This is a genomic window from Thalassotalea marina, from assembly GCF_014656435.1.
In the GTDB taxonomy this organism is placed as follows: Bacteria; Pseudomonadota; Gammaproteobacteria; order Enterobacterales; family Alteromonadaceae; genus Thalassotalea_C; species Thalassotalea_C marina.
Map to the genome: position 1 here is coordinate 216,937 of NZ_BNCK01000003.1, position 22,707 is coordinate 239,643.

20 protein-coding genes are annotated in these 22,707 nt (G+C 37.9%); 8 read left to right on the plus strand and 12 right to left on the minus strand.

The genetic code is table 11. The annotated features are described in order from the left end of the window. Positions 1 to 259: 259 nt before the first annotated feature. Positions 260 to 3,571, plus strand: a complete 3,312-nt coding sequence (locus IE199_RS07435) for an MHYT domain-containing protein (RefSeq protein WP_189768789.1) — start codon at positions 260 to 262, stop codon at positions 3,569 to 3,571. A 9-nt stretch (positions 3,572 to 3,580) separates the two neighbouring features. Next, positions 3,581 to 4,567 (plus strand): response regulator, encoded by a 987-nt coding sequence (locus tag IE199_RS07440; RefSeq protein WP_189768790.1) that lies wholly within the window; start codon positions 3,581 to 3,583, stop codon positions 4,565 to 4,567. 54 nt (positions 4,568 to 4,621) lie between these two features. On the opposite strand, the gene IE199_RS07445 is transcribed toward IE199_RS07440, so the two are convergent. Continuing rightward, positions 4,622 to 5,281 carry a cysteine hydrolase family protein gene (locus tag IE199_RS07445; protein ID WP_189768792.1) on the minus strand — a complete coding sequence of 220 codons (660 nt, stop codon included), beginning with the start codon at positions 5,279 to 5,281 and terminating at the stop codon, positions 4,622 to 4,624. Positions 5,282 to 5,361: 80 nt separating this feature from the next. Continuing rightward, positions 5,362 to 5,925, minus strand: a complete 564-nt coding sequence (locus tag IE199_RS07450) for a Crp/Fnr family transcriptional regulator (RefSeq protein WP_189768794.1) — start codon at positions 5,923 to 5,925, stop codon at positions 5,362 to 5,364. Between the two features lie 216 nt (positions 5,926 to 6,141). Here IE199_RS07450 and IE199_RS07455 point away from each other — a divergent pair, with 216 nt between their 5' ends. Next, on the plus strand, positions 6,142 to 6,924 hold the full coding sequence (locus tag IE199_RS07455) for a CPBP family intramembrane glutamic endopeptidase (protein ID WP_189768796.1): 783 nt from the start codon (positions 6,142 to 6,144) through the stop codon (positions 6,922 to 6,924). A 231-nt stretch (positions 6,925 to 7,155) separates the two neighbouring features. Here IE199_RS07455 and IE199_RS07460 read toward each other — a convergent pair whose 3' ends face one another. The 6 genes from IE199_RS07460 to IE199_RS07485 all read right to left on the minus strand — a co-directional run bounded on the left by IE199_RS07460 (position 7,156) and on the right by IE199_RS07485 (position 16,651). Continuing rightward, positions 7,156 to 9,258, minus strand: a complete 2,103-nt coding sequence (locus tag IE199_RS07460; protein ID WP_189768798.1) for an AIPR family protein — start codon at positions 9,256 to 9,258, stop codon at positions 7,156 to 7,158. Continuing rightward, positions 9,236 to 10,231 (minus strand): PD-(D/E)XK motif protein, encoded by a 996-nt coding sequence (locus tag IE199_RS07465; protein WP_189768800.1) that lies wholly within the window; start codon positions 10,229 to 10,231, stop codon positions 9,236 to 9,238. Before IE199_RS07465 ends, IE199_RS07460 begins: the two co-directional genes overlap by 23 nt. Next, positions 10,218 to 13,013, minus strand: a complete 2,796-nt coding sequence (locus IE199_RS07470; RefSeq protein WP_189768802.1) for a Z1 domain-containing protein — start codon at positions 13,011 to 13,013, stop codon at positions 10,218 to 10,220. Before IE199_RS07470 ends, IE199_RS07465 begins: the two co-directional genes overlap by 14 nt. After that, positions 13,001 to 14,359: an ATP-binding protein gene (locus IE199_RS07475; RefSeq protein WP_189768804.1), complete on the minus strand. Its 1,359-nt coding sequence runs from the start codon at positions 14,357 to 14,359 to the stop codon at positions 13,001 to 13,003. Before IE199_RS07475 ends, IE199_RS07470 begins: the two co-directional genes overlap by 13 nt. Further along, entirely contained in the window at positions 14,352 to 14,693 is a 342-nt protein-coding gene (locus IE199_RS07480; protein WP_063530254.1) for a hypothetical protein, read from the minus strand. Before IE199_RS07480 ends, IE199_RS07475 begins: the two co-directional genes overlap by 8 nt. 419 nt (positions 14,694 to 15,112) lie before the next feature. After that, on the minus strand, positions 15,113 to 16,651 hold the full coding sequence (locus IE199_RS07485) for a DNA cytosine methyltransferase (protein ID WP_189768805.1): 1,539 nt from the start codon (positions 16,649 to 16,651) through the stop codon (positions 15,113 to 15,115). A gap of 368 nt (positions 16,652 to 17,019) precedes the next feature. On the opposite strand from IE199_RS07485, the gene IE199_RS07490 reads away from it, so the two are divergent. Both IE199_RS07490 and IE199_RS07495 read left to right on the plus strand, forming a co-directional pair. Beyond that, positions 17,020 to 17,382 carry a hypothetical protein gene (locus IE199_RS07490; protein ID WP_189768807.1) on the plus strand — a complete coding sequence of 121 codons (363 nt, stop codon included), beginning with the start codon at positions 17,020 to 17,022 and terminating at the stop codon, positions 17,380 to 17,382. Between the two features lie 259 nt (positions 17,383 to 17,641). After that, positions 17,642 to 18,367, plus strand: a complete 726-nt coding sequence (locus tag IE199_RS07495) for a YkgJ family cysteine cluster protein (RefSeq protein ID WP_189768809.1) — start codon at positions 17,642 to 17,644, stop codon at positions 18,365 to 18,367. Between the two features lie 101 nt (positions 18,368 to 18,468). Here IE199_RS07495 and IE199_RS07500 read toward each other — a convergent pair whose 3' ends face one another. Together IE199_RS07500 and IE199_RS07505 are read right to left on the minus strand one after the other, a co-directional pair. After that, the gene (locus IE199_RS07500) at positions 18,469 to 18,792 is read right to left on the minus strand and encodes a hypothetical protein (protein WP_189768811.1); all 324 of its coding nucleotides are present in this window, start codon (positions 18,790 to 18,792) and stop codon (positions 18,469 to 18,471) included. A 115-nt stretch (positions 18,793 to 18,907) separates the two neighbouring features. Continuing rightward, positions 18,908 to 19,129 carry a hypothetical protein gene (locus IE199_RS07505; protein WP_189768813.1) on the minus strand — a complete coding sequence of 74 codons (222 nt, stop codon included), beginning with the start codon at positions 19,127 to 19,129 and terminating at the stop codon, positions 18,908 to 18,910. A 197-nt stretch (positions 19,130 to 19,326) separates the two neighbouring features. On the opposite strand from IE199_RS07505, the gene IE199_RS07510 reads away from it, so the two are divergent. Then, positions 19,327 to 19,986 carry a recombinase family protein gene (locus tag IE199_RS07510; protein ID WP_189768814.1) on the plus strand — a complete coding sequence of 220 codons (660 nt, stop codon included), beginning with the start codon at positions 19,327 to 19,329 and terminating at the stop codon, positions 19,984 to 19,986. An 85-nt stretch (positions 19,987 to 20,071) separates the two neighbouring features. Here the strand turns inward: IE199_RS07510 and IE199_RS22165 are convergent, their stop codons facing one another. After that, the gene (locus tag IE199_RS22165; protein WP_189768816.1) at positions 20,072 to 20,380 is read right to left on the minus strand and encodes a winged helix-turn-helix domain-containing protein; all 309 of its coding nucleotides are present in this window, start codon (positions 20,378 to 20,380) and stop codon (positions 20,072 to 20,074) included. Positions 20,381 to 20,664: 284 nt separating this feature from the next. Here IE199_RS22165 and IE199_RS07520 point away from each other — a divergent pair, with 284 nt between their 5' ends. Then, on the plus strand, positions 20,665 to 21,525 hold the full coding sequence (locus tag IE199_RS07520) for a hypothetical protein (RefSeq protein WP_189768818.1): 861 nt from the start codon (positions 20,665 to 20,667) through the stop codon (positions 21,523 to 21,525). Between the two features lie 406 nt (positions 21,526 to 21,931). Then, positions 21,932 to 22,333, plus strand: coding sequence for a DUF6957 family protein (locus tag IE199_RS07525; protein ID WP_100914093.1), 402 nt, complete (start codon positions 21,932 to 21,934; stop codon positions 22,331 to 22,333). A gap of 18 nt (positions 22,334 to 22,351) precedes the next feature. Here the strand turns inward: IE199_RS07525 and IE199_RS07530 are convergent, their stop codons facing one another. Then, on the minus strand, positions 22,352 to 22,645 hold the full coding sequence (locus IE199_RS07530) for a hypothetical protein (protein ID WP_100914092.1): 294 nt from the start codon (positions 22,643 to 22,645) through the stop codon (positions 22,352 to 22,354). Between the last annotated feature and the right edge of the window lie 62 nt (positions 22,646 to 22,707).

The window sequence follows — 22,707 nt, forward strand, 5'->3', positions numbered from 1 at the left end:
AGTTCGCATTATTGATCAAAGCTGTCGTTGTCATCAAGCTAAGTTGTGGCTTTTTCAACAAACAATTAGTGTCAGCGGTGCGCTAAAAACTTGTGTACACTTGTTGGTAAAGCCTACACAATGAAACTTGATGTAAAAACTGAAAGCCAAGTTTGCCAAGTTACAAATCCTATATCCCAATATTTTGGGTTTGTTGTAAGGTATGAAAGTTAAACTTTATCTACACATTACGCCTGTTGCGTAACGGAGCTGCTGTTATATGTTAGATTGGATTATTGCTCAGTTTACTATCCCGAGTGACAGTATTCTGATTTATGGCAACTACAACCCTTGGTTGGTTGCTCTTTCTATCTTTATTGCTATTTTTGCTTCTTTTATGGGGCTGCAAGTTGCCAGTCAAGCAACTGATAAAGTGTCTAGACTTCGACGTCATAGCATGCACGCCATTGGCAGTATCGCACTTGGTGGTGGCATTTGGAGCATGCACTTTATAGGTATGTTGGCATTTAACTTGTGCACCGTAGTTGAATACAACGCAACTATTACCCTAGTCTCCATGTTACCAGGCATTTTTGCTTCTTGGGTCGCACTGAACTACATCAACAGCCACCACAAGGGTTTCCTTTCTTTGTTAATTGGTGGTGTTTTAGTTGGAGCTGGCATTGGCACCATGCATTATACCGGCATGGCAGCCATGGAAATGGCGCCATTATTGCGCTACGAATTATGGGTATTTGCCTTATCAATCGTTGTTGCCGTCACTCTTGCCATGCTCTCGCTGTGGATCCATTTTGGCTTAGCAGTTTTTCGTAAAAAAGGCATGAAATGGTGGTATCCCCAGCTGTTGGCTAGCGTTGTTATGGGCTGCGCAATAACTGGCATGCATTACACAGGAATGGCAGCAGCTCGCTTTGTGCGTCCGCCTGGGCTTGAGTTAAGCAACCAAGATTCACAAATTTCAATTTATCTTGCCTTAGGTATTTCTATCACCACTGTCGTTATCATCTGCTTAGTTTTAGGTTTAAACATGATTTATCGCTACAAAGATATTTCACGTAAATCTATAGAAAATGAACGCCGGTTGCGCGCCATGATGGACACAGCCGTTGATGGTATTGTCAGTATCGACAGTAAAGGTAAGGTGCTTAATATCAACCAAGCAACAGAAAAACTGTTAGGTTGGTCATCGGCAGAATTATTAGGCAAAAACGTCAATGTTTTAGTACCAAACCCATACCATGACGGACATGATGACTACATAAAACGCTACCTTGACACAGGTGAGGCCAATATCATCGGCAAAGGTAGAGAAGTGGAAGCGGTTCACAAAGATGGTAACAGAGTCGCCATTCGGCTTGCCATTGGTCATGTAAAACTCAGTGACAGTGACTTTTTTGTCGCCTTTATCACCGACATTCGACCACGCATAAAAATGGAACAAGCACTGCGCGATAACGAAGAGAAGTTCCGCTCACTTATTACCAATATTCCAGGCATTGCTTACCGATGTAAAGAAAGTATTGATTGGCCTATGATCTATATCAGTGATGCGGTTGAATCAATAACTGGATATCCAGCTAAAGACTTTTTACTACCAAACCCTAAACGCAGTTTTGCTGATCTTATTCATCCAGACGATCAACAACGAGTGATCGATGGTGTCACCTTAGACGGCCCATTTAAAATTGAATATCGCCTAATTAGACACGATGGTGAGATACGCTGGATGATGGAACAAGGCATACATATTAAAGCTCATGGCCAAAAAGACGCTTGGCTTGACGGTTTTATTATGGACATTACCGAACGAAGGGAAATGGAGTTAGCGCTCAGAGAAGCAAAAGAAACCGCAGAACAAGCGGCCTTAGCCCGCGCCAGTTTTATGGCCAACATGAGTCATGAAATTCGCACACCGATGAACGCTATAATTGGTTTTAGTGATATTTTATTAGAAAGCCCTCTGCAGGAAGAGCAACAAAAGCAGCTGAAAACTATCAACAATTCAGCAAAATCATTACTGCATCTACTCAATGACGTATTAGATAGTGCCAAGCTTGATAAAGGCAAGCTAGAGTTAGAAATACGTGACTTTTCACTAATACAAGAAGTTGATGAAGTGGTTTCAACACTTTGGTTACAAGCGCGCAATAAAGGATTATTACTAACCGTTGATGTATCACCTAAATTAAAACAAAACTACAGTGGTTCACCAGAACGTATTCGTCAGGTGTTAACCAACTTACTGAATAACGCGATTAAATTTACGCAAGAAGGTTTTGTTAAAGTTAGCGTTACGCCAACTCAAAATAACCAGGTTGAATTTGTGATCCGTGATAGCGGTATTGGCATGAGCGAACCACAATTAGCCACTGTGTTTGACCCATTTACTCAGGCTGATGCCTCGATGAGTCGTCGTTTTGGCGGAACAGGACTTGGCACAACCATCAGTAAACAACTGGTAGAATTGATGGGCGGCACTATCACGGTAGAAAGTGAATTAAATAAGGGCACAACATTTACCGTGTCTTTGCCGCTGCAGTCAGGACAGCGTCCGGTTGTTGAACAAACACAACAACGCATAAGCTTGCCACCAATGAAAATATTAGTTGTTGATGATATTCAGCAAAATATTGACTTATTAACGGTATTGTTAGAGCGTGAAGGCCATACCGTGGTAACTGCTCGTGATGGTCAACAAGCATTAATTCGCATGGCCTCTGAAGAGGATCTCGACTTAGCTATAATGGATGTTCAAATGCCGATTATGGACGGATTAACCGCGGCTAAAGAACGTAGAAAAGTTGAACAAGAAATGGCGTTGCCGCACTTGCCAATTATCGCTTTTACTGCCAGTGTACTTGATGATGACCGTGTTGCCGCACAAAGTGCAGGCATGGATGGTTTTGCCAATAAACCTGTTGACCTTATTGCACTTTTTAATGAAGTGGCACGTGTACTTGAACTGGAGTCTTATGCAGCAGATGTATCAAGTAACGATCAGTCTTTAGGCAAACTGATCGATGAGAAAAAGGGCATTGCGCTTTGGGGTTCACACCAAGCGTACTATCAGGAATTAGCGCAATTTATCACTCAGCAGGCCGATGATTTTGACTGCATGCCAGCGCTAGCACAACAGCATAACTGGACAGATTTAAAAGCAGTTGCACATAAACTAAAAGGTACATGTGGTAACTTGTCTTTGATTAGTTTGATGCGCCATTTTGAAAAACTTGAAGCGGTGTTAAACAGCCATCCTGAACAAAGTGGTACTATCATTGAACATATACAGGCAATGTACAAAGAGGTGGAAAAAGAAGTTAATGCACAACATAATGATCAACAGTCAGCCGATTCACGTATTGAAAATGTTGACGTAATTATTGACGCATTAACCCAGCTAAAACTTGCTGCTGAACAAAACGAAATTGACGAAACAGCTTTAATGTTGATTGAGCAACAAGTGGCAAGCGCATACCGAGTGGAACTCGACGCAATATGCCAAGCAATAAATGATTTTGAATTCCCCCAAGGAGTGGCCTTAATAGATACTTTACTGAACGAAATAAACTAAGGTTGTAACATGCTAGACACTAGACCACTGATTTTAATTGTTGATGATGAGCCCGCTAACTTGCGAGTGCTTAAACAAATTTTACATCAGGATTATCGTTTAGCTTTTGCTAAAAGTGGCGAAGAAGCCATTCGCTTAGCAACAGATAATCAACCTCAGCTTATTTTGCTCGATATTATGATGCCCGATATGACAGGATTTGAAGCATGCAAGCAGTTAAAAGCTAAGGCTAGCACCAGAAAAATTCCGGTTATATTTGTCACTGCACTGAACCATGAAACCGACGAAGCACAAGGCTTTGAAATAGGCGCAGTCGACTACATCACCAAACCAGTGTCTTCACCTGTCGTGCGCGCGAGAGTTAAAACCCATTTATCTCTAGTTGATGCAGAAGAATTAAAAGCTACTCGTTTACAAATAATTCAGCGCCTTGGTCGCGCTTCTGAATTTAAAGACAATGAAACAGGGATGCATGTAGTACGCATGAGCCATTTTGCTCAAATACTCGCGCTTGCTTACGGCCTTGATCATGCACGAGCTGACATGTTGTTGCATACTGCACCTATGCATGACGTGGGTAAAATAGGCATTCCAGATCACATCATGCTAAAACCCGGCAAATTAACCGATGAAGAATTTGCCATTATGAAAACACATCCACAAATTGGCGTTGAAATTCTGGGTGATGATGATTCAGAGTTGATCACACTAGCTAAAGTGGTTGCCCTCACACACCACGAAAAATGGGATGGCAGCGGTTACCCTCAGGGTTTAAAAGGTGAAGAAATTCCCATTGAAGGCCGCATTGTAGCCGTTGCCGATGTTTTTGATGCATTAACCAGTGTTCGCCCTTACAAAGAAGCTTGGAGCATAGATAAAACTATGGCTTTTTTCCAAGAACAAAGTGGCAAACACTTTGAACCTAAGTTGGTTGATTTATTAGTTCAAGAACTTGATAAAATTTTAGCGATCAAACATCAATACCAAGATGAATAAGGCTTAGACTTTTGCGAAATAGTGCTGGCAAAACTAAACCAGCACCTGTTATTTTTAATTAAATTCTGAGACGGTGATCCCTTCACCAAAATGATGCAATATGTGCTGCTCAAAATAGTCTTGTTGTGCTTCTTTAAAAGCACCAGTCGCATCAGTTACCACATAAGTATTGTAGCCCTTATCATGAGCTTCCCTTAATGTTGATTCAACACACACATGCGTTGCAAAACCGGCTAAATACAACGTATCTATTTTATTGTTACGCAAATAGCTATCTAAACTACTACCCGCAAAGGCTGAGGCACCTGTTCGCTGGGTGATAACATACTCATTTGCTTGTGGCACAAAGTCAGGATGAATATCTTGCATCTTTCCTTGCCAGGTTTTTACTTTTGGAATGGCGGCTCGAAGGCCAAACTGCGCTTGTCCAAACACCTTGTAATTAACGTCTGGTGCTAAGGTAACATGGATAACTTGCATGCCCTGTTTTCTCGCTGCCGTAAGTAACTTTTTTGATTGCACAATAGCATGAGCAAACGCTTTGTCATCTTCAACTAAAAAGTTTCTAAGCTTACCTTGGGAAGACACCCATTCATTTTGATACTCAATCAACACAACAGCGCTGTGTTTTAAATTTTCGCCTTTCGCATAGGTTGGCGGTGATAGCGATATATTAACAATCAATAGTAAGGTTAAAAGCTGAATTAACTTCATAATTTCTCCGTTTATTACATTAAACCGAAGCTATTATTTAAGGCTTTTTAGCAACGCGCCTTAACATTTTATAAGGCGCTTTATGAATGACGAATTCGAGATAAGGTGACATCTGTCATCCCCAAATAAGAAGCAATATGACGAAGAGGAATTTGCTGACACAATTCAGGGTAATTTTGTTGAAATACTTGATAACGTTTACGAGCATCGAGCTGGAGGAACATTAGCTCACGATTGATTTTATCTTCTAACAGTTGCTCAGTGAGTTGCTGAAAAAACATCTGGCTTTGAGCAAAGGGCTGCAAGGCCGTTGTTAAAGCACAATATTTACATTGATAGGCGTTAACATCCGTTAACGCTTCGATGTAAAACTTCACTGGTTGCTCTATAGCAGAGCGCGCCATGGGTGCTAATATTTGCCCAGCACTAAAAAACCCCTTGTTAGATTCTTTACCATTTGAGTCCAAATAATAAAGCCGAAAAATGCCTTGTTTGATCGCCAATAAATTGTACCAACGTTCACCGGCAGACAATATAGTGCTACCCGCAGTAAAACTAACGGATTTAAACAAAGGCAGCACATTGGGCATGGCTAAGGCTTCCACCCCCTGTGTTTGTAAAATATCAGTTAAATTTAACGTCATATTAATATCAATCATCCTAACTTAAGAAAACCTCAATAAAACAAATCATTTCAATACCATTGGTGCAACATTTCGGCATCGAAGCGCAGCCTTAGTAGTAAAAGAATTGTAAATATACGTAAATTTTCTTCAATATTCGCCTATGCACCACTATTGTTTACACAAGGTTAACAAACTGTTTTGCTGCAGAATGCAACAGGGATTGAAGATAACAACATGAGTCATCTAAAACCAATTGCACTATTTTATCTTTTGGCATGTTTAATATCATGGCCATTTATGATCTGCATGCAGTTTTATCCAAGTATTTGGCAAACTATTCCACTGCCACCACCATTAAAAACTTCACTTTTCATGTGGGGACCAGGCTTAGCGGCACTTATTATTTGGCGTCTTACCAAAACTAAAAACGCAAAATCCTTTAGTAAACGTTATCAACTGTTTCGAGGGGGCAAACCACTAAATATTTTGGTGTATGTATTACCTAGTTTATTGTTTGTCGGTATGTTTTCTCCGTTATTAACCACACAACAAATTCTATTCTTTTTAGTTATCTTTAACGCTGTTGCATTTTTTAATTCTCTAGGCGAAGAACTTGGTTGGCGTGGTTATCTACAACCCAATTTGGATTGCTTACCGCCTGTGGGGCAATTTATTTTGATTGGATTAATGTGGGAGTTGTGGCATTTACCCATGCGTATTGGCGCCATAAAATACGGCGCACCGATTGAGAACATGTTGTTGCTGTCATTTGGCACTATCGTGCTCAGTTTTATTATCGGATTTGCAGTAAAACATACCCGCTCTGTCACCATTGCCGTTTGTTTACACGCCTATATGAATTCAATTATGTCGTTGTCTGAGGTATCGAACATTTCTCAGCAGGCATTAATTCCCTACTTTGTTATTGTCGCTTTATTTTTCATTGTTGTCATAAGCCTTTGGAACAACCCGAAACTAAAGTTTCTTACATCAAGAAAACGCCAAAAAGCGGCCTAGTTATTCAAACCAAAAGTTCCTGATATAAAGTGTTTTCCAGTAATTGTAATGTTCAACTATTGGGAATCACTTCAAAGTGGGGCTTAAAAGATTTGATAATAAGGCCTATTCAATATTTTGGATCTCAACGAAGAACAATATCCAGAGCGGGTCTGTAGCCCAATAAAATCAAGCCTTCCAGCAATGCCGTCTTGGCAAGATTAACACTGAACTACCACTCGCGCTACCATTTTAGTTAATAAAATCAAACCCTTCATTATATGCTCGACTTCTAATATTTAGAGCTTCTTTACTTTGCTTGTCTGACGGTAAGTCTCCACCTAAATACATATTTGCACATTTAGTCGGAAGAGAAATGTTCTTATGGTAATGAGGATAGCCTTGATCTTTATAGAAATTGCTTATTGCTAGCCATTCTTCTTTTTTGACATCCATTATTCCTGTTTGAGCATCAATTTGAGCTCCTGCTTCATTAAGGTTCTTATCGTCCTCTTTTTTCTCTTTCAATTCATTGGCATTTAGTAAATCTGAGTCGGTAAGAAGCTCTAGATCAAAGTTTACAGTTTTAAATATATCCCAGCCTTTTTGTGATTTGCAAAACTCTGACGGGTTTCCTTGTCCTTGCCTAAAAGAAGGATCTAAAATTTTTCCTCTCACAAATTTACCTAATACATCTATTTGAGCTGATAATGATTTAGAGATTGATTGGTTTTGAAATATTCGTAGTAAATTTAGATCTTTTCCTTGTGAAAGAAGCAAATGTCTTAGAAAAGACAATGTATATGTTACAGCTTCTGCTTTAAATCCCTTCTCCTCTTTATACCAATCCGATTTTGCAATTATTGAGTCTGCACTCTTGAATAGAATAGCTTTGGCAATAAGTTCTCTGTAAAAAGCATGTTTAAATTTAGATTCATCCTTCTCATATTCTTCTGCGATTACAGGACCCAATAATTTTAGATTTTCTTGTGCTCCTTTTTTGACTTCATGAGGCTTCATTCTCCATGTATTTTCATACTTCGCCATATCAGTCTTAACAAATTTCTGGCTTTTAGGGTATTCAAGCATAAAGCGATCTTTTTGAGCTTTACTAAGCCCCCTAACCCTAGTCGAGTATTGACCTCTTGCCCTTTCATAAAACCATTTAGTTGATAGACCAGAGTCTCCTGCTGGCATCGGAATAGAAAGTGCCAATTTCTCTATGTTTCGATGATAAGGATGATTTGATACTAAATCTGCTTTTTGGATGGAGTTTTGGGTGTTTGCATATTGGCTGATACGAGATTTAAGGTTCTCAATCTTATCTTCATCACGAATAACCGTAAGTTTCATCTGTACAAACACTTTTTCTAGATCTATGTCTTTGTAGAGCCTATTTCCAATACCACCTTTTTCTTTTGGCGAAAAATAAATTGATGCTGTTGTTTGCCCTCCGTTAACTATCTGTAAATTATCCATTTTTGAAATTACTTTTTGACCATTTATTTCTCTAAACTCTACATTAGTAGCTGTGCATGTAAGTCCATTATTGTATGCAAAAAAGTTTTCTGGTTCTGTTAACAAGGCTTTTCTTATACCTTTGTTAACTCCTGATCTAAAGTCTAGAAAGGTCCTCACATTTGCTTCGAGTAATCGTTGTCCAAACTCATCATAAATATCGCTTAATACCTTTCCTGGCATTACACAAAGGTACGTATGAGTATCTTCATCTTCAGTATTTGCAGGTAGATTATGAAGCCCATTACAAATATTCAGAAAATCTATGCTAAATGGTTCGTTTTCAGTGCCTGATTCAGATAAAGTTTTTAGCCTATCCAAATCCCAAATTTCTATAGATGTTGGTTTATTTCTTATTTCATCAATCGTAATTTTTTTTACTCGTTCACTTAGCTTCCTAGTACTAAGTACAACAACTCTAAATTTCAAAACTTCTGGAAGATAAAAGTTCATTGAATTAGCTATGACTCGGTCTGTAGATTCCTCTAATGAGTCTAGAAAGACTTCATCATCGATTTTTTCCAAGAACCTTGATACATTCTTTCCAAGCTTAACTAAGTCGGATTTGGTTATGGTTAAAATGTCTTCTATATCTTCATAGTCTGTAATAATACCGCTAAGTGTTTTTTCTAATGGATTCCAACTATATCCATCAATCTTCATGTACTTATTCGTATTTCTGTATGGGTGGTACTCTATATTGTCCAATATCCCTGCTTCTGAAATGGACTCGGAAACAAGTTCAAAGAATTTTTCTTCTTCAAAACAAAGGTCTTTTTCTGCAGAAAGTTTTACGCCATTTATAAGTTCATTTTTAAACTGAAGTAGCTGTTCCATTTTCGATAATCTCCCTTATTGTTTTTGAAGTTATATGTTTCTCAAGCGAATTTCCATCTATTGTGTATTTCACTTTTAGTATTTTTTCATGCGGCAAGTTGTCTGGGACTATTCGAGGAAAGTCTTCTGATATTTCATAAGTTACCATATTTATATCAATGAATTTTCGTACAATTTCAACATCATTGGCTTTACCATATTTTTCTGAGATCTTATGTTGAAACTCACTTTTCAATGCTTCGTTATTACCGATTAATGATAAGCATTTATCTACCAAATCTGTGACACTTAAACCTGAATATTCGAAACTCTCATTAATTCTAAAAGCTATTAGGTATAGATTGGTTGTAACCTTTTGAAGCTGTTCAATTGAAGAAATCTTAAGGTTATTATCATCACCTACAATGCTGGTTTTGATCTCGAAAGAAACATCATCAAAAGTAAAGTCCTGCTTTTTGTTTTCTGGTCCTATCCATGCCTTCAAAGCATTTTGAAATCCGCAATATTTAGCGAAGTATTCGTGAAATATAAATAATTCGCCCCAAAATCCAATTAGCTCACGAAACCCCAGACCTGACCTTGATGGTTTCAAAAATTCACTCCATGAATAAATTCTCAATATAACACTACGGAACATATTCAAACCGCCATACTCTGTCGAATATGCAGCAACATCCTTAGCAATTGTACGAAACTTATCAAACATTTCGGCGTCTGTAAGAATACATACAAATCGAGTTTTATCGTTAACTTGATCTAGCCTAATGTCTAGACAGTCCAATTTATTGGCTATATCAAATTCAAAACAACCTTCTTCTTCTGCAAAAAATAGAAAGTTTCCTTCTGCATTAACTGAAACCCAAAACCTAGAATCCTCTTTATACAACCTTCTAGCTGAAGACGGATAAGAACCCGATTCTATACCTTCCCAAGGGTTATCTTTAAAAAATTCTCGATAGTTATTCGTCATCATCTTCATACTCAAGTACAAGATCTTCATTGAGAGCTTTCCATATCTGATTGACTACATAGGAGACTTTTGTTTCTCTGCTCAGACGATCAATCTCTCTTTTTGACTTACCTTTTAAGTTTTCTAGTAAAGGAAAAGAGACTGAGTAGCTAATCGTTGGATCTTTGTGAGGAACTCCTAAAATTTCATCGCCACCCTTCTTAGCATTTTTAGGTAATGTGCCGATAGATAGCGTGTATATTATTAGCCCAGGCTGGTTGCGCTCTGGATTTGTAATATAATAAAAGGGGTTCGATTCTTCTGGTGCATTATCGGGGTCTTGCAAGAAATACCTTTCGTCATGCTTATCACCAATCTCTTGTCTCTCCCAGCAAACAGTATTTCCGCTGACAGATGCCAATAACTTCCGCTTGGACGGTTTTATTTGAGGTAATCTATGATCTAATGAAATAATACTTGGTAACTCAGGATCTCCATCCTGAACTTGCTTTTGAGACCACCATAAATTTTTCTCGTTTTTTATATTTTTGATACATACGGTAAATTTAGGTAAACCCGACTTTTCAAGTTTAGAAATATACTGTAGTAACAAATCATCGGTGACTTCTCCCTCCACATACTTCGTATCTGAAATAAAGTCTTTAATGACAGAGTGATCTACATCATAAAAGATAGTTGAGCCATCAGCGGCACTGTATTGATTTACACCTTCATCAAATAGACGATTTATCAGGTTTCTAGTAACATTTAGATTGTTTAAGTTATTTTCATCCGAAACGTAAAACTCATACTTTCTTAATCTCCTCCCAGCTAAGTCTAGCGAGCGTGTATGGCTGTGTGCCGCATTCATCTTCTGTTTCGCAGTAATCAACAACGCTCCTGGGTGCTCTCTAACCTTTAATCCAAATTCGCCAGGGGTTTTCTTTTGTTCTGACATCCTTTCAAGCTCAAGATAAAGTTCATCAATTGCATTGGAAATAAACTCGTACCATTCAAATGACTCCTCTGTTATGAATAGTTTGCACAAGTCTTTATATCCAGGTCTATATCCAAACCAGCGACACATTTGCATCAACGTATCATAGGTTTTAGAGTTTCTAGTGAAATAGGATATGGTGAGTCCTTCTAAAGTAAGTCCTCTAGACAGCTTATGCCCTCCAATAACAATTGCTGATAAACCGTTAGCTTTGTATGCTGAGTAGTCTAAACTTTCTCCTGACTTGCCGTGTACAGCGAATACCTTCGTTTTACCAATTGCTCTCTTTAAATGATTAAAAATTTCCTCAAAAGATTCATTTATTTCATAAAACTTATAGAAGCTGTCTTTTATATCTGAGATCACACGACTTTTTTTAACCGCTAATTCCATCGAGTAACCCATTGCAAAATCAGCGGCGCTGCGTATTTCATCCATGTATTCATCAACTACTTCTGCAATTTTATTTTGTAGAAGAGTTAAGTGAGTCATGTTAATTAGCATTGTGCTATGTGCCTTAGGCGTGCCCCTAAGTGACCTCACAGCAACAGTAATTAAATAACATCTGATTGCTTCCTTTAGCGATTCTGGCAATACACCTACCGGAGTCTCTTTGTTACTTTTTGCAGGCAAAAGAACCTCATTGTCGTCAATTATGACAACTGGATCGGCCTTACTGTCATCATTAGATTGAAAAAAGTGTTTTTGTCCAACGTAACTATCAGGAGTGGGAATTCGTATCATGAAGTCTTCGGGGAAAAGATCATCACCAATATCTACATGTTCCTCGTCAGGATCGATAAAAATGTTGGCAAATGGTGTTGCTGTATAACCAATATACGTGGAGCGATTAAATAGAGCTAAAAGCTTCCTTATATTGTTGTTTATAGCAGTAATATCACCTTTTTCATGTTTGGTATTAATTGAAGCATAGTCAGCTTCGTCATCGATTAATAGCAATTGGTGATCTAATTTCTGTCCTGCTTCAACATCTAAATCATGTTTTTCTGCTATCCACTCAGATAAGTTATTGAGGACAGATGCCCATTTTTTTATGACGAATATTATGGCGCCGTCAACGATTGAAAAATGAATGCCAAAACTATTTGCTACAGACTTTTTAAAATCTCCTTCTGTAGTTGTTAAAAAGGAAGCTCTTAGGTGCTCAGCTCTATATTTACCAACCCCGATTGGCTGTCCGCTTTCATATCTCTTTTTAGACTCTTTTCCTATAACTCCCTCATCTAAACGTTCTTGAGTCTGAGTTCTTAGTTCATTTAAGTGACCGCCTAAAACGATAATTACCTTGTATCCTGCATCTATAGCTTTGTTAAGCAAACCCAGGTAGTTTTGAGTTTTACCTGACTGGACATTTCCCATTACCAGCCCTCGACGATTCCACTTTCCTTCCTTCTGAGGATCTCCAGAGCAGTCTAAAATCTCATCAATAGTTTTCTCTGTTTCTTTGATAACTTCTAGGGAACGACCTTGATCAAGCAGAAACTCTTTGTAAGCCTTCCAATAATTCCAATCTATTTCTCCACGCTTATGATCTAACCATCTTTCAACCCTTGGGTTAGCTAAAATTATTGGGCCTTCATCAATTTCAACATTTATACTAGTTTCAATTTTAAACTTTATAGTTTTCCAGTCTTCATCACTGAAATCTTTATACTGAGGAAGCAATAGTTTAAGCTGCTCAATAGTAGTGTTTATGAACTCTGCATCAACTTTCTTTCCGGATGCTTTTGCTTCATTAAAAATTCTAAGGAGCGTATTAGTGCAATCTTCAATAGCTACTTGTTCCATAATTTCTTCAATCCTTCCAATAAGTCGGTATAGCTAATATCATTCTGATTAATCTGATTAGGCTCAGAGGACATTTTTTCGTATATATGATGAATAGGTATTTCTGCGGATAAATTTTTTAAATACTCAATTAGAGTGGAGGCTTGTTCATTATTTAGCGTCGATAAAAGGTGTTTTAGCAAGGTATTATCCTTTGCTATTTCGTAGCTAATACTCTTATCCCTTTCATTCTCATTAACTTTCCAGAATGCGTTAGCTTCTTCTAAACGGCCTCTATAACGATAAGTTTTTTGTGATCTTTTTATTGGTTCTCTGATCAATTGTTTAAGCTTAGCTTTAACTTTATGTGGTATTTCTAGTGATGATTTCTTTACGTCTGTTGACCATTCTTCATCGAGGCTTGTTGGCACATTAACTTCGACTCTAGCTAGTTTACCCAGTTGAGATAATCTAGTTAAACCAAACCATCCACCTGAGATAATGAGCCGATTTGCTCTATAAACGTATAGCCCTTGGTTAGCTGTTATCTGATCTGTGCCACCTAACTTCGCTAAGTCAGATTTTGTTAACTTTGATTCATGAGGAAGTATATGCACTCTGAGCTCAATGCTGCCACCTTTCTTAACCCTAAACTTTTGAGATGGTCCTTCTTGATAGCCGCTACGACTTCTTAAAAAGGGATCGAAATGTTCTAGCTTTTGATAGTTAAAATAGAAGTTTATTGCTCTTTTACCTTCCATAAACTTATGGAAGTGTAATCGAACATAGCTTTTTAAATTAGTCAGGTCTTGACCCAAGACAGCTTGAAGCTCTGAAACTGGATATCCATCATATTTTCCTATATTTTCCCATATGATGGCTGTCCCTTGCTTACCGAATTGGATATTGAATTTGGAACATAAATCATTTGTTTCTACTTCGGAGTGTTTGATAAGTTTCCAAGCATTTTCATGTTCAACTAAATCCAAATCCCAAGTTGCACTCTGGGGTTTCGAGCTTGAATCCTTACTTATTACGGTAAGCTTTCTCGCTTGAGAAAAACTAGCCATTTTCATTCCTGAACCAAATCGCCCCAGATCAAACTCGTTTCTAATATCAGCAGGGTCTTTACACCCAATTCGCATTGAATCTATAAGCGTCTCAGGGGTCATTCCGTAGCCATCATCTAGAATAATTAAAACGGCTTTCTCATCAATAATATCTATTTCAGTGTAGATGTTGTTTGATTCTGCTGTGACAGAATTATCAATGATATCGCTTATTGCAGAGTTAAGGTTGTACCCTATTCTTGCTAACGTTTTAATATGTGATTTAGGGTTTGGAGAAAGGTCTATATGTTCAGGCACCTGTTATCTCCTTCCAAGATATTTTCCAAAAATTCATTACCTTGTGGAGGGCTAAGTTTTCTTTTAGATCTAAACCGTCTGCTGAGGCAGTTTTAACCGCTAAGCTAAGTGCTAGTAGTTGACTTTCTTTATCGGTGATTTGTTCGCAGTAACTTTCTAATTGAAGGTCTTCTTCAAAGAATTCATCGATCCAAGAATCTAGTGACTGTCTGCTAATATTTGGAATGCTTTGGATTACTAGTCTTATTAATTCACTCTCTTCTTCTTGGGAAAATACACCGTCATTACTTGATATATATAGAACAACCTTAACTAGTGATTTTTCAAAATCCATTTGTGCAATATCCTTTATTATTTTAAAGTGAAACTGAGAGTATGTTTAACATAATTCTATATAAAAATCATTGATCTAGTTAAAATCCTAGATATCTAGTAAAAGAATTTCACGGTTTTTCTATAGGAAAGTTAGATGTCCTCTACTTGTTACGTATATATACTGAAAGATCATTGCTGCCGACCAGCTAATGTTTTTATATTGGAAAGGAACAGGCTGAAGAAAACCCAAGCGGAATTACAAATGCTGTTTGAGCATATTATTTGGGTCTTCAATCAGACAATCAAGGAAAGCAGCAAGATTACTTAACCTACGGTGCGCTAGGTCTTCTATTGAAAGAGGGAGTACTCACCACTGAAAAACAAGCTAATCGAAGAATATATAAGAAATCCTGACAATTACTCTAAATCTTTTAACTACTAAGTTGTAAGTAGCTCTAATACAACTTTGCCAATTTTTAAAGCCAAATATGGCGGAACAGCATTCCCAACTTGAACATACTGTTGTGTTCTATTTCCCTCAAAGAAGTAATTATCGGGGAAAGTTTGCAGTCGAGCAGCTTCTCGTACAGTAAGACTTCTACATTGCTGAGGGTCATAGTGAATAAAGTAATGACCATCTTTCGATATGTGGCTTGTAACTGTAGTAGCTGGTTTATTTGCGGCCTGCGTTCTAAACCTATCAGCATGAGAGCCTGAATTCCAATTATCGTGCTCAGGCGCGAGTTCAACAGGGAAGTCTCTAGACTTGGGCGAAACACCGTCATTTAGTTTGGTAAAAGCAGCACTATATCCATAACGCAGTAAATCAGAGGTCATGTGACCTCTTGTTTCATGATTAAGCACGTTGTTGGGGGCACAGTCTAAGTACCACTCTTTAATATGGCTTGGTATTTTAGGCTTAACATTTGTTTTCTTTGTGGAAAAGCGAGTTAGGCCTTTAATTGGGGTAAGAGGTAGAGTAGAAACAGATTCCTCTCCAAACCTTTTCGTAAGTAATTTCGTGATTACTTTTGAGTTATTTAAAATCTGTTTTTCCCAATCACATTGAATATCTTTTTGTTTGGAAAATCCACTTCTAAGAGGAGGCAGATCCGTAAGGACTTCTTCAACTGTTACTTGTTGCTGTAATTGTTCAATTGTTTGCGGTACGCGACCTAAATCCTCTCTCACTCCCAATAAAATTACTCTATGTCTAGCTTGGGGAATACCGTAATTTTCGGCTCTGATCAAAAAGTCAGAAGAGTTTTTATATTGAGGATTATTAGGGTTTTCTGCTGGTGCAACCAAAGAATAGATTTTATATCCTGGTACACCTTTAATCTTGGTAACTCTCCCTGGTTTTCTCAAGTCCTTGAGTATTTGAGGAAACATTACTTTGCCATTAATCTTTGCTGAAAGGATGCCTCTTACATTTTCCATTACGAAAACATCTGGTTGAGCAATTGATAGTACTTTTAAATATTCTAAATATAAGAAATTACGATGGTCTTTTTCAGCTTTATAATCTTCTATTCCTGCGTTGCGAGATCTTCCTGCAAGTGAGTAAGCTTGGCATGGAGGTCCACCAATGACTACTTTAGGTCCATTATGGTCGCTAATCAGCTTTTCAATACGGCTATGAATTAGTTTATTATCTTCACCAAGAGCTTTAGGGCCTTCTAATGTCTCATTTAGAGCAAGTTCAGATTGCTCAGGAAATTTTGCAAATAGCTCTTCGCGGGATAACTTTCCTTGTAAATATAGATTATAGTTTTCTATGCCTTTGGGCATCGTTCTGATTTTTCGAAAGAATGATCTGGTTGTTAAAGTTTTATGTGCCGAAGGTTCTTTTTCTACAGATATACGAATATCGAAAGGTTTTTTACCATTTTTATCTGTCGTAGCAGAAATACCTTCACCCAAGCCACCGGGGCCTGCAAATAGGTCTATTACCAGAACTTTATCTTTCTTATTCAATCTTATTTACCACTTTAAAATTCCGAAAGTGATGATACCAGGACGAAACATTTATAAAAAGCTAAACAGTAGAGTTTATATAACAAAAAATATTTAGGTTTTGTTACTTTATCTGTGTTTCTTTGTGTCGTGACAAGACAGTTAGTTGTTTTGAAAAGCTAAGCTCCTCACTATTCGCCTGTTTTTTGACAAGTTGTTGAACTAACTGAATATGGTGTTCAAGCTAATTAAAACGGAAAAACACCATGTTAAGCTTTAAGCAAGAATATTACTTACCGACTGCTGAGCAGCACCAACAAGCTTTAATTTCAAACCTTCAAGATGACTTAATGTCAGAACCAGAGTTCAAATCCCTGGTATCCAATCTCATGATCACCGATAGTGGCTTAGAAGCCGTTTTCGCTATGTCGTTAATTGACTTGAAGGTTAAGCAAATGAATCAGCATAACCAGAAGAACTATCAAGAACTAATTAATGACGCAGTGACTGCCATAACTGTCCTTAACGATGAAATTGATTACATTGTTGATGTTGCAGATGAAGAGCTAACTGTTCACGCAGTTATGCAGCCGATACTTGCTGTCACTACATTCCTATTGGGGAAGTCACCTATAGTTAGGTTTTGTGAGGAAAGGGAAGAAAAGGATCTTATGACTCGAGTTGAAGAACTCATCAATTCCTTTCATAACACGATCAGAAAATCCAAAGAGCATAACCGACGTCCTCATTAACTTGAATTAGCCCTGTTACTCAATTTTGCTTAACAGGGTTTTTTGTAGGTATAACAAAATTTACTTCTATCAATTCTAGGGAAGTTCTAAATTTCACTTATTTATGTCTTCACCGAGAAAATGGAGCTCGTAAAACTAAATCGAAGCAAACTAGGTTCCATCCCATAGTGCCTATGAGGATCCAAGTAAATTATGATTTTTGACAGGTTTACGGGCTGGGCGACACTAATTGCAACTTAATAAACAAGGCGCAATTATCATGACTTCAACTAATCCACTTTACCTTCTGCAATCTTTTTCTAAGCAAGCTCAGAAAGAAGCAAGCAGTAAACTGAGTCGGAAGACCACTATATCGACATTGCAGTCATCACTTAGACGACATGAATCTCTTATTGAAACAGTGAGCCAAGCGACCAATAAACAAGTAGCTTGTAAGGAAAGTTGCAGTTATTGCTGTTCGTATTGTCGGGTATTTGTTACGCCTGCCGAAGTTTTCTTATTAAATCAAAGCATTCAAAAAAGCCTTTCTACTACTCAGCTAACAGATTTCATACATAAGCTAACAGACAGAGTTAGGCACTTAACTACGCTTTCAAACGAAGATTTTTATAATTCAAATATCGACTGTATCTTCTTGGAAAATAATCTATGTAGTGTTTATGAAGTTCGTCCATTTAATTGCCGAAACTATCATGCAATCGATGTCGAAGGATGTATCGCAACATATAATGACGCCGAAGCTGATGTTGCCAACGCTTTCGTTGAAGAGCTATTTATCGCTGGGCAAGGCTTTAGCGAAGGTGTAATAAATTCTTACCAAGCTAAAGGATATGATGTTACTAGCTATGAGTTGCACAGCGCTTTGTTAGAAGCATTTACCAATACAAAGTCTGAGCAACGTTGGGCTAAGAAAAAGAAGGCCTTCTTAACAGCAATAGCACAAAGTTCTAGAGTGCCAACGGAGCCTTTGCAACTTGCTGTTTAACGTCGATGAGTACTTGGAGAGAAAAACCTACGCCGTAGGTTTTTCTTTGAGAATCATTCTATATCAATAATTCAGGTCGTATTTATTCTACTGTTTGAATATTATACACAATGCTGTTCAGATAAAGCTGAAACAGCCTTATAAAATTTATCTACCAAATCTTTTGCACAAGACATATCCCTAGAGAGAAAGTCAGGGCAATCAATGTTATCGAGCTTTAAGCTGTAAAAGTTATCTTCAAACTCGAAGTAGTCTTCAAGCTCTTCTAAGATCTCGTCTATCGACTCTTGAGTAGGCAAACTTTTTGACGCTAAGAGTTCATGGTACTCGTTTAATGCTTGTTCGAAAGTGTCGCTGATTGAGATTCCACTTTGAAGCGCTTCAATGGTGTCGTGAATATAGTCTGTCAAAATACTTGGTGTCATTTACACTGTTTCCTTTAATTATTAATTTAAAGCGAAAGCAGTTTAAATCGATGTCTCTTTTTTCTTGAGTGTGTATCGTTGACATTGATTATGAGTGTGTGAGCCGTTCAGTTAGTTAAGTGAAAATCAAAATGGCAGTTAACATTGCACTGCCAATACTAACTATCTTCAAGGTATATAAGTTCTCATCAAACCAAGTATTTGTGCGTAAATCTCGGTTCATTTCTATTGCAGTTTTGTAAGCAAATTCACGCCACTGAGCCACATCTTCAGGCTGATATTTATTTTTATATCTTTTAATTCGTTTTGCTCTTGCGAGTCTATGTTTGTTGTCCATTAGTAGGCCCCATAGTTTTGCTTTGTAGTCAATTATGGCGCCAAAAGAAAATAGAGAGAAGGCCCCTTAATTCTACTTTTCAATATTTGAGTACAACGGATATTTTTTGACGAATCTTCCTACGCAGGCAATCTACTAAGTCTAAATACAAACACGCAAACCGAAGATATTGCGCCTCTGTAATTGAGTACAACACTATGAATTTTATCGCTTACTATCGTGTTTCGACACAACGACAAGGTCAAAGTGGTCTTGGATTAGAATCTCAACAGTCTGTGGTGACTGATTATATAAATAGGCAAGAAGGCGCTTTGCTACATCAATACACTGAAGTGGAGTCAGGGAAAAATAACAACCGTCCAGAATTAGCCAAAGCACTTCAACATTGCCAGCTAACCAATTCAACATTAATCGTTTCAAAGCTGGATAGGTTGTCTCGTGATTTGCACTTTCTAAGTTCAGTGATGCAAAGCAATATTAAGTTCATTTGTTGTGACCAGCCCAACTCAGGCCCATTGGTGTTGCAAGTACTAGCAGCAGTGGCGGAAGAAGAAAGAAGAGCGATCTCCACAAGAACAAAATTAGCTTTAAAAGAAGCTAAAAAGAGAGGCGTGGAATTAGGTAACCCTAACTTTAATGAAGTCAGAAATACTTGTACCAGCAATGCTCATGCACAGTTTATGACAAACACAAAAAAATACCGAGAGGCTATTTTACCAGTTATTGAAAATGTGAAAGCCGCTGGCATAACAACTTTAAAAGGCATTGCTGACGAACTAAACCGGCTAGGCTTTAAAAGCCGAACAGGCAAGCAGTTTTACCCCTCTACAGTCAGAGGTTTGATAGGCCAGAATTAACGGCCTATTTGTAATATCTTGTCTTGGCAGGACCTTAAAATATGATTTTATATGTAAAGGTAGTCGTAGTTTTTTAATCATAGAACTAACTGCTGCAATTAATAATGCTCTTTAAAGGAGGGCTCTCGTGAGATATATGCTCTTCGATTGGATGCACGTCAGCAACTAGTCGATAACCTAATTTGCGTCTTGTTGCTATATATCGAGAATCCTTTGCAGTATCACCAAATATGGATCGTAGTTCTGATATCATTTTATTGATTGAGCTATCTGATACCTCGTGTTTCCACACCTTTAAAATTAACTCACGTTTATTCACTAAGCGATCATTGTTTTCGACCAAAAAGGTGAGAAGTGCAAATGGCGTAGATGTGAGCTCATAGCACTTTCCCATAGGGCACTCAATTTGTGCCAGCTTAGTGTTAAATATGTAATCACCGATTTTGTACAAAACTCACTCAGAAAACTAATCAATCCTATCTTCTATTATCCATGCCTTAGCACTTTGTCAAAAAACACAGAGGAGGCTACAGGCCCCAATTTTATTGGGGTGAAGTAAATGCAACGAAAATACAATCTACAGGTAAGGTTTAAGAAAGTTTTGTGCTGTGCATATGAAAGTGTCTACGTAAGAATGCGGTTGATTTTGGAATAAAATAAATAAAATGGAGAAGTCCCATGATCAAACGTATTGCGCCGATTGCTGTTTTAGCAGCTTCAATATCTGCTTGTGTTTCGGTTCAACCAGCTCGTGATATCCCGATCACTACAACTAACTCGAAAACATTCACTTTTGATAAAACACCTGCTCCTGGCGTTGAACTAACTCAATCACAAATATTATCAGGCTTAAAGAGTCAAATAGCTGAGGCTGCATCACATAAATACGGCTGTAATCCGATGTGTAATACCCCTAAAGGCTATAGCCCTGGCTACTTTTTCGAAGGGGCGATAATTGAGCGAAATGCTGATAGCTATGTTGTCACTTATCGTAAAGGTGACACTTATCGCTCAACAACAGGCACTATGATGGAAGCAAAGAAAGACATAACAGCTAAGTTACCTGTTAAGGTAGAGGAGATAGGAGACTCTTGGGTTGTACAATTATCATCACCTTCGATGCTACATAAAACCAAAGGGAATGATGATATGTTCTTGTTTAAAACTGATGCTAAAGCTATTAGTCAATACAATAAGTTACTATCAAAGTTAGACCCTGTCACCCTGGCAGAAAAAGTAGAAACGGGTGAGTTTAAAGTTAGTTATGATCCAGAATCAGTGGCTACTAGCTTAAATCGCAAATTACAAGCGCAGACAAGAACGACCACTAAAGGCGGTGCTTTACGTACTGTTTATAATCTAAAAAGTGGCGAGCATTCGGCTATAGCAGAAGTTAAAGTCTACCTTAACAAAGGTTCGTCACTTGTTGAATATTCTATCAAGCAGAAGTTTAATGTGGACGCAAATGGCGGCTCTTCTTTTGATGGCGATGCTTTTAAATCATTCAAGCAACAACTTGTTGATGCAGCAAATAGCTAGCCCAATTATTAAGTGAGTGCATTGCAGGTGCTAAGCTTTTATCGATACCTGCTCTGCCTCAATTTACACAATCAAAATCGGTTACCTCGCTATTATTTTATTGCTTAAGATTAAGCTCAATGAGCCCTCGAGTAGATTTGGGTGCCATGCAATAACTTAGGTACCTAGCAGTTAGCTAAACTGCCGCTCGATTCACACAAGAGCATTTACTGCTCATATCCGTTTTACATGTCAGCGAGCTGTTATTACAAATGCAGCCATCCTTTCCACAGGAAAAATGAATCATCCATTTTTTTAAAGTTCAAGGCAGGAAGCCTTTTGCACACATTTAAATTCGAAGTAGTTTTTTTGACAGATTAGAGAGTGCGCTCAAGCTAGTCATAACGTTTAATAGTAAGAGACAATTATGACTGATGAAATGAAACAAGAGCTTACTAGGCTTGCAGGTGTTTTGTCTGAGCCAGGAGTATTAACGAACTTTGGCTGCTTAGAATCACAAATCGAACTGATGAAACTAAAATGTGAGCACTTCTCCCCAAATAAACCAATATGCGTAGTTAAAGATTGGGCTATATGGGATATTGAGCCCCCGCAATCAGCACCTGATTGTGTAATATCGCTGATAAAGGCTGACTACATTATTTACGATGAGCTAGATAGGTTTCCTGTTGGTGGTTGGGTGCGTACAACAGCAATAATCAGTATCCACGAAAATTGCATATTTGCGACTAATAACACTAATTATATTTTGGTGGGAAGTGGCACTAGAAAAAATGTCGAATTCAAGGACATGATGAAGTTTTTCTGAGGTTGATAATAAAGCAGGTTACCCCTGCTTTTTTTGTTCACTTGGAACCTCCTCGCTCTCTTTAGTTTTTTTCGTAAAGTAGCGTTGATCAATACACAGCGCTAACAGATGGTTAATTGATGCGTCGGTATCCCCGTTTTGAAAGATGTCCATAGCATCTTGAAAGCTTATCTGTTTATCCAATAAATGTTTTGCCCAAGTATCCGCTTGTGCTTTCTTAATACCTAATGATTCTAAATCTTCGCTTTTCACTGCATCTGTAACTAATAGAATAGCAACTGCGATACGCTGCACTTTAGTAAAATTTTTCATAACCTATACCTCTGTTTTGGTTACAGAGGAGCGTAAGTAATAAATAGGTAGGCCTTCGGCTA